General features: G+C 41.3%; 6 protein-coding genes and 1 pseudogene. All 7 read left to right on the forward strand.

Translation table 11 applies throughout. From position 1 onward, the window contains the following. A pseudogene (locus AN490_RS13530) lies at window positions 1-125 on the forward strand (photosystem II D2 protein (photosystem q(a) protein)); the annotation flags it as partial. An 884-nt stretch (window positions 126-1009) separates the two neighbouring features. Then, window positions 1010-2158, forward strand: coding sequence for an RRXRR domain-containing protein (locus tag AN490_RS13535; RefSeq protein WP_300004103.1), 1149 nt, complete (start codon window positions 1010-1012; stop codon window positions 2156-2158). 429 nt (window positions 2159-2587) lie between these two features. Next, window positions 2588-4363: an iron uptake porin gene (locus tag AN490_RS13540; RefSeq protein WP_300004106.1), complete on the forward strand. Its 1776-nt coding sequence runs from the start codon at window positions 2588-2590 to the stop codon at window positions 4361-4363. A 169-nt stretch (window positions 4364-4532) separates the two neighbouring features. Next, complete coding sequence (locus AN490_RS13545; RefSeq protein ID WP_213717103.1) at window positions 4533-4970, forward strand: Rrf2 family transcriptional regulator; 438 nt, start codon at window positions 4533-4535, stop codon at window positions 4968-4970. 17 nt (window positions 4971-4987) lie between these two features. Then, a complete protein-coding gene (cysK, locus tag AN490_RS13550; RefSeq protein ID WP_300004109.1) occupies window positions 4988-5950 on the forward strand; it encodes a cysteine synthase A in 963 nt (320 codons plus the stop codon). A gap of 15 nt (window positions 5951-5965) precedes the next feature. Beyond that, the gene (locus AN490_RS13555) at window positions 5966-6655 is read left to right on the forward strand and encodes a J domain-containing protein (RefSeq protein WP_300004112.1); all 690 of its coding nucleotides are present in this window, start codon (window positions 5966-5968) and stop codon (window positions 6653-6655) included. A 315-nt stretch (window positions 6656-6970) separates the two neighbouring features. Beyond that, the coding region (locus AN490_RS13560; RefSeq protein ID WP_300004115.1) for a leucine-rich repeat domain-containing protein at window positions 6971-7470 on the forward strand (500 nt) is incomplete at its 3' end.

The raw sequence follows: 7470 nt of genomic DNA on the forward strand, positions 1-7470 counted from the left end.
AAACTTTCTATACCAAAAACATTTTACTAAACGAGGGTATCCGCGCTTGGATGGCTCCTCAAGATCAACCCCACGAACAGTTCGTATTCCCTGAAGAAGTATTACCACGCGGTAACGCTCTCTAAAACCTATCATCTTTGAATTAGCCCCTACCTATTGGTAGGGGTTTTTTTATGGCAGAAATTTAAATTCAGGTATTGCAAATTTTTGTAGTTGTGCTATAGTAATCTCAGGTTACAAGACCAAAGCATTTTGCTTTGCCCCTTTTGAAATTAAGACCGTTTAGGCAATAAGGAGGTGATGCCCATGATAGAAAGTAGTATACCCATGGGTCGTCAAGTTGCAGTTAGCCGGCTGTGCGCCGGGGCTGTTCTCTAAAAGTTAGCTTTAGTTCTCTTGAGATACTAAGTTAGCTCAACTAACTAGGCTTAACATCGGAGTTCCTTCCGGCAGTCTGGTTGCAACTTGAAGACCCGCTAGACCGCCCTGACTTAGATTATCTGATCTAAATCAGGGCGGATAGTTTTTAAGGGTGGTTTTTGGTTGAAACAAGTACACAACCGAGTCAGTGAATTAACTATTTAAAAAGCCGAAAAAGCTTGTTTGATCTAATTTTTTGATTTTGTTTTATGGTACTAAGTAGTAATTTTTAACCAGTAGCATAAGACAATATTTAGATATTTGCTGACAACAATTACCAGCGTAAATTATTGTTGTGGAACATTTGTTAGCGATCGCCTATCATTTATATTTGTCAGGTTTTTGGAGTGAAAACAAAACAGCTATTGCGAACAAGTCAATAACTCAGCCCTAAAGGGACTGAGCTTGTAAGAAATCAAGACTTACGTGTTTGACTAGCTCATTGAGACGCAATTTGGTACGAACTTCCGAATACTTCTCTAGTTCGGATTATCTTCAAGCTATCTTGTAATAGCGTTGGTTAAAGCCAAGACATCTTGATTGCGTTGAGCGAAGGGACATTAAACTTTACTCGAAGGATTATCTCTTGATGCGAGTACCCGTAATTTCAGTAGACAATACGCCATTAATGCCAACTAAACCTAGTCGAGCAAGACGATGGATAAAATGCGGTAAAGCAATCGGCAAATTCGATAAACTTGGCATTTTCTATGTCCAGTTATTAGCCGAATCAAGTAATACTGAAACGCAAGAAATAGTTCTTGGTTTAGACCCTGGTAAACTCTTTTCAGGTATAGCGGTTCAGTCCAAAAAGTTCACCTTGCAAATGTTGCATTTAGTTTTGCCTTTCAAAACGGTCAAAGACCGAATGGATCAACGATCAATGATGCGGCGTAATAGGCGAGGAAGGCGAATTAATAGAAAGCTATCATTCAACAAACGCAATCATCGTCAAGCAAGATTTGATAATCGTCGTGGCTCAAAGTTGCCTCCAAGTATTAGAGCAAACAAAGACTTGGAATATCGAGTAATTAGTTTACTCCTCCAACTTTACCCAATAAAAACAGTTGTTATTGAAGAGGTTGAAGCACGAGGTAACAAAGGCTTTAGTCCCGTCATGGTTGGACAGAGATACCAAATTAGCCGACTATCAAAACTTACAAATGTCGTTTTAAAGAAGGGCTGGGAAACCTCAAACCTTCGTAAGTACCTGGGATTGCATAAAGAAAAATCCGATAAATCTTTGCAAATACCAGAAACACACGCAGTTGATGCGGTTGCCTTAGCAAGTTCTGAATTTGTTAAATACCAGACGTGGGAAGGTGCTAAAAATCATGGCGCATCTTGGATAGGAGGGGTTGATATCACAGAGTCTCAATTCACCATTGTGCGTCGTCCTCCAATTAGTCGTAGACAACTCCATTTAATGACTTTTAGTGAAGGTGGTAATCGTCGGAAATATGGAGGCACTACAACTCGTCATGGCTTTAGAAAAGGTGACTTTGTGGAAGCCACTCAAGGAAGTAAAACTTTCTTTGGTTGGGTTAGCGGAGATACTGAAAAAGCAGTCTCTGTTAGTGACGCTAATTGGAAAAGATTAGGACAATGCACTGTTAAAAAAGTTAAGTTGATTCTAAGATCAACAAGTCTAATTATTACGGCGGTTAAAACCGCCCGTGTCGCTTCCCTCTCAGCACGCTTTGTGACTGAGTTTCCCGCTTACCGCGAGGTCTTATGATAATTAATGTGGAAAAGTTTTGATTGAAAGTATATTTCAAAACTTGTCTAAATTCTTCAATGCCGAAGCTTATTCGCTAATCTTCAGTGTAAGAAAAGTTCGATATGAGTTTAAAGAAGTCAAATCTACTTTGTGTAACTGATAATATACTACTAGAAAAATTGACATCTACTTAATCAAAAAATCTTATGTTGATTATTAGAAAAAACTATAATATAATGGCAGGATATGGTCAGAAAGTTTTTGCATAAGTTAATTGCATGGAAGTTTAACGATTAATTAATCAATTGTTAGCCTTGTGAAAGCTATGATTGTGGCATTGGTGTCAGCCATGCCTATTACACAGGTTTCAACAAGACTTCGCGTTTGTAAACAGTTAGCTATAGCGAACTCAAGTTATCCATATAAGGTGTGAGGAGAAAAGGAAAAATGTCTAATATTTTGTGGAAATCCCTGGTGGTTAGCCCAGCAATTTTGGGAGCAGCGTTGTTAGTATCTTCAACAGCAATAGCCGCACCCAGTACCACCAAGGGAGCATCATCAGTTGAAACTTCCTCTACAGCAGAAGTTTCCCAACAGCCAGCAGTATTGGCGACAGAAACCAAAGAAGCTCAAGTTTTAGCTCAGGTTAACCGTTACAGCAACGAAAACAATACTTCCTTAAATCAGGTAACATCAGTTTCCCAGTTCTCTGATGTGCAACCTACAGATTGGGCATTCCAAGCTTTGCAGTCCTTGGTTGAACGCTACGGCTGTATTGCGGGTTATCCCAATGGCACATTTCGTGGTAATCGGGCTTTAAGCCGTTACGAATTTGCGGCTGGTTTGAATGCTTGTTTAGATCGTGTGAATGAATTGATTGCCACAGCAACGGCTGATATGGTGACAAAACAGGATCTAGCAACATTACAGCGTTTACAAGAAGAGTTTTCTGCGGAATTGGCAACTTTACGTGGCCGGGTAGATGCTTTAGAAGGCCGGACTGCTGAATTAGAAGCCAATCAATTCTCCACTACCACTAAATTAAAAGGTGAGGCTATTTTTGCTGTCACTGATGCTTTTAGTAATGAGACAGGCAAAGCTAACCGGGCAGTATTCCAAGATAGAGTCCGTTTAGGCTTGGAAACCAGCTTTACGGGTAGAGATATATTAACAACCCGTTTGGCTGCTGGTAATGCCACAGGCTTTGATTTAAAAGACAAGAATGGTAATTCTATTGCTGGTTCTCAAGTACCTGGCAACGGAGTCGGTACACAAACCTTTGAAGTCGGTAGCACTGGAGCTAACAGCGTTAAAATTGACAAATTAACTTATGAAGCTCCTCTAGGACCTGCAAGAGTTTATCTTTCAGCTAGTGGTGGGCAACATAGTGATTATGCGGCTGTTAACAATCCTTACTTCTTTGATAAAACAGATGGTGGTAAGGGGGCTTTAAGTACCTTTGCTTCTGAAAACCCCATCTACCGGATTGGTGGTGGTTCTGGGATTGCCTTGAATGTCCCGTTTGGTAAACCTGGTAGTAGTTTCTTGAAACCAAGTTCAATCACATTAGGTTACTTGGCTTCAAATAACACAGTCGCAAATACTGGCTCAAATGCGGCTAATCCTGCCCCCGGTAATGGATTATTCGACGGTAACTATGCGGCATTAGGTCAGTTGAACTTTAATGTTGGTAATCGCGTTGCATTGGCTGCTACTTATGTACATGGTTATCATAAAGCAGGTAGCAGCTTATTTGATTCAGGACTGGATGGTGGTGCTTTAGTCGGTACCTCACAAGCAAATAGTTTGGGTGTGGACAGAGTAAATCCCGCTAATACTAGCGCCTCTTCCAGTAACTCCTACGGTATTTCCGCAGCTATCAAGCCTAGCGATAAACTGTCTTTGAGTGGTTTCGTTTCCTACCATGATGTTACAGGCTTCGGCGCTAATGATGATAAAGAAGCTTGGAGCTATGGAGTTGGTTTAGCTTTACCTGATTTTGGTAAGAAAGGTAACGTCTTGGGTATCTTCGGTGGCGCTCAACCTTACTCACTAGCAGGAACGACTAGAGAGACTCCATACCAAGTTGAAGGCTTCTATAAGTATCGCGTTTCCGAAAATATCTCTGTAACTCCTGGAGTTATTTGGGTTACTTCTCCTGGACAAGCTACTAACAGCAATGATGCTTTTATCGGTACACTCAGAACAACTTTTAGCTTCTAAATAGTTAAAAGTTTGTTGATAAGTTTAAACGTGATTTGACCCTGCCATGCGGCGGGGTTTTTTTGTGGAGAGAAAAACCCTAGTTAAGAACCGGAGTATACTGGAAAAGAGATTAACTGTAAGGTTTTGCTCAACTTCATGCTTCAACTTTCATCTTGGATTATTGCTTGTGGAACTATCATGTAAATCTGAATACGCAATTTTGGCGTTATTAGAGATGGCTACTCATTATGAAAACGGTGAACCGATGCAAATTCGGCAAATCGCTCTGCAACAAAAGATACCTGATCGCTATTTGGAACAACTGTTAGCAACTTTGCGGCGGGGGGGTATAGTTAAAAGTCAACGGGGTTCAAAAGGCGGCTATTTATTGGCGCGAGAACCTCGGAAAATTAGTATCTTTGAGATATTAGAATGTTTGGAAGGTTTAGATGTGCAGACTGGTGAACAAAATACTAACCTCACAAGGTTAGATAATTCTGTGGTGTCAGAAATTTGGCAAGAAGCACGTCAGGCGGCAAATTCAGTGTTACAAAATTATTCGCTTCAGGATCTTTGTGAAAAACGGGATTCCCGGAAGCAGTTGGATATCATGTACTACATTTGAAGGCATAAAAATTTATCATGCGGATTGTTGAAAATATTACGGAGTTGGTGGGACGGACACCTCTAGTTAAGCTAAACCGGATTCCTCAAGAATTAGGTTGTGTGGCTACAATTCTCGTGAAATTGGAAAGTATGAACCCTTCGTCATCGGTGAAAGACCGCATTGGGGTAAGTATGATTACTGCGGCTGAGAAGGAAGGATTAATTGCCCCTGGGAAGACGATTCTGGTGGAACCAACATCGGGAAATACGGGCATTGCTTTGGCAATGGCGGCGGCGGCCAAGGGGTATCAATTAATTTTAACAATGCCGGAAACGATGAGTGCGGAACGGCGGGCGATGTTAAGGGCTTATGGGGCCCAATTGGAACTCACTCCGGGAATTGCGGGGATGAGTGGGGCGATTCGGCGGGCGCAGGAGATTGTGGATAGAACACCATACTCTTATATGTTGCAACAGTTCCGCAATCCGGCTAATGCCCAAATTCATCGGGAAACTACGGCGGAGGAAATTTGGGAGGATACGGATGGATTGGTGGATATGATTGTGGCGGGTGTGGGGACTGGGGGGACGATTACTGGGGTGGCGGAAGTTTTGAAGGCCCGGAAACCAAGTTTTCAGGCGATCGCTGTCGAACCAGCTAATAGCCCGATATTATCGGGAGGTAAACCGGGTCCCCATAAAATTCAGGGCATTGGGGCGGGTTTTATTCCCCAAGTGTTAAAGTTAGAATTGATTGATGAGGTAATTACGGTTACTGATGAGGATGCGATCGCCTTTGGTCGCAGATTAGCCAGGGAGGAAGGATTATTGTCTGGAATCTCCACTGGTGCAGCCCTTTGTGCGGCGGTTCGGGTCGCCCAACGTCCTGAAAATCAGGGACGCTTAATTGTGATGATTCAGCCTAGTTTCGGTGAGAGATATTTAAGTACACCTTTATTCCAAGACCTAGAAGCGAAAACCGCAACTAGTACCAATTAACAATCTATTGGATTCATGTCCGATTTTAACCACTACGATACCCTCAAAGTTAGTAATCATGCCAGTCAAGCGGAGATTAAACAAGCTTATCGCCGCTTGGTGAAAATTTTTCATCCTGATAGTAATCAAGACATTACAGATAATGAGCAAATTATTCGTGTTAATGCTGCCTATGAAGTTTTAAGTGATAGTAAAAGTCGTCTTGATTATGATGAGAAACTTCGTCACAGTCAGCAACAATTTCATCATGTTCGCCAAAAACGTGCAGAATCTGCTCAACAACATTACAAAGCAACTAGGAAAACAAGAAAAGATATTGATGAGAATATTGAGGAATGGTTACGTTTAGTTTATAAACCAGTAAATCGGATACTTTGTACAATTCTTAATTCTTTAGAATCACAAATTGAGGAGTTAGCAGCCGATCCTTTTGATGATGATCTTTTAGACGAATTTCAAGATTATTTAGCATCCTGTCGGGAAGATTTGAAGGACGCACAAATTAAGTTTCGTTCTTTGCCAAATCCTGCTAGTTTTGCAGCAGCAGCAGCCCATATTTACTATTGTATGAGTCAAGTGGGAGATGGAATAGAGGAATTAGCGTACTTCCCATTAAGCTATGATCATCGCTATTTACACACAGGACAAGAGTTATTTCGGATAGCTAAAAGATTGTATCGGGAAGCGCAAGAATCGGTGAGTTGATGAGATGATCGTAGGAGTCGTTTAATTACTAAGTAGGTTGGGGTTGAAAATTGTCTTTATGACAAGATAACAGGGAAGAGGTTTTGGGTAATTTGACTTTTTGTTATGGTTTTTTTCCGTTTACTTACTTATCTATTAAACCGAAATATTGCTTATTTTTTTAACAATATAATAATTCCCATTCTATCGGGTTAGAAGCGGAAATAATTAAACGCAGATGGACGCAGATGGACGCAGATAATTTTGTAGTTAATTAGACTAGGAAATGCTATATGATTTATACTAATCTTTTTTCTTCTCTGTTGGTGTCTAGCCATGACTGATCAAGAACTGCTGCAAATCATTGAAAAGGCTGCTAGAAACAAAGAAACTACATTAGACCTCAGAAACAATCAACTGACAACATTGCCAGAAGCCATTGCCCAACTCTCCAATCTGAGCGGGCTTTACCTCAGTGACAATCAACTGACAACATTGCCAGAAGCCATTGCCCAACTCTCCAATCTGAGCGTGCTTGACCTCAGAAACAATCAACTGACAACATTGCCAGAAGCCATTGCCCAACTCTCCAATCTGAGCAGGCTTTACCTCAGAAACAATCAACTGACAACATTGCCAGAAGCCATTGCCCAACTCTCCAATCTGAGCAGGCTTTACCTCAGTAACAATCAACTGACAACATTGCCAGAAGCCATTGCCCAACTCTCCAATCTGAGCGTGCTTGACCTCAGTAACAATCAACTGACAACATTGCCAGAAGCCATTGCCCAACTCTCCAATCTGAGCGTGCTTTACCTCAGTAACAATCAACTGAC

The organism is Anabaena sp. AL09 (assembly GCF_001672255.1).
In the GTDB taxonomy this organism is placed as follows: domain Bacteria; phylum Cyanobacteriota; class Cyanobacteriia; order Cyanobacteriales; family Nostocaceae; genus Dolichospermum; species Dolichospermum lemmermannii.

What these genes read in the sequence shown, in the direction of transcription:
- AN490_RS13535 (WP_300004103.1), top strand. Translation starts at nt 1,010, where the DNA reads ATGCGAGTACCCGTAATTTCAGTAGACAATACGCCATTAATGCCAACT.
- AN490_RS13540 (WP_300004106.1), top strand. Translation starts at nt 2,588, where the DNA reads ATGTCTAATATTTTGTGGAAATCCCTGGTGGTTAGCCCAGCAATTTTG.
- cysK (WP_300004109.1), top strand. Translation starts at nt 4,988, where the DNA reads ATGCGGATTGTTGAAAATATTACGGAGTTGGTGGGACGGACACCTCTA.
- AN490_RS13555 (WP_300004112.1), top strand. Translation starts at nt 5,966, where the DNA reads ATGTCCGATTTTAACCACTACGATACCCTCAAAGTTAGTAATCATGCC.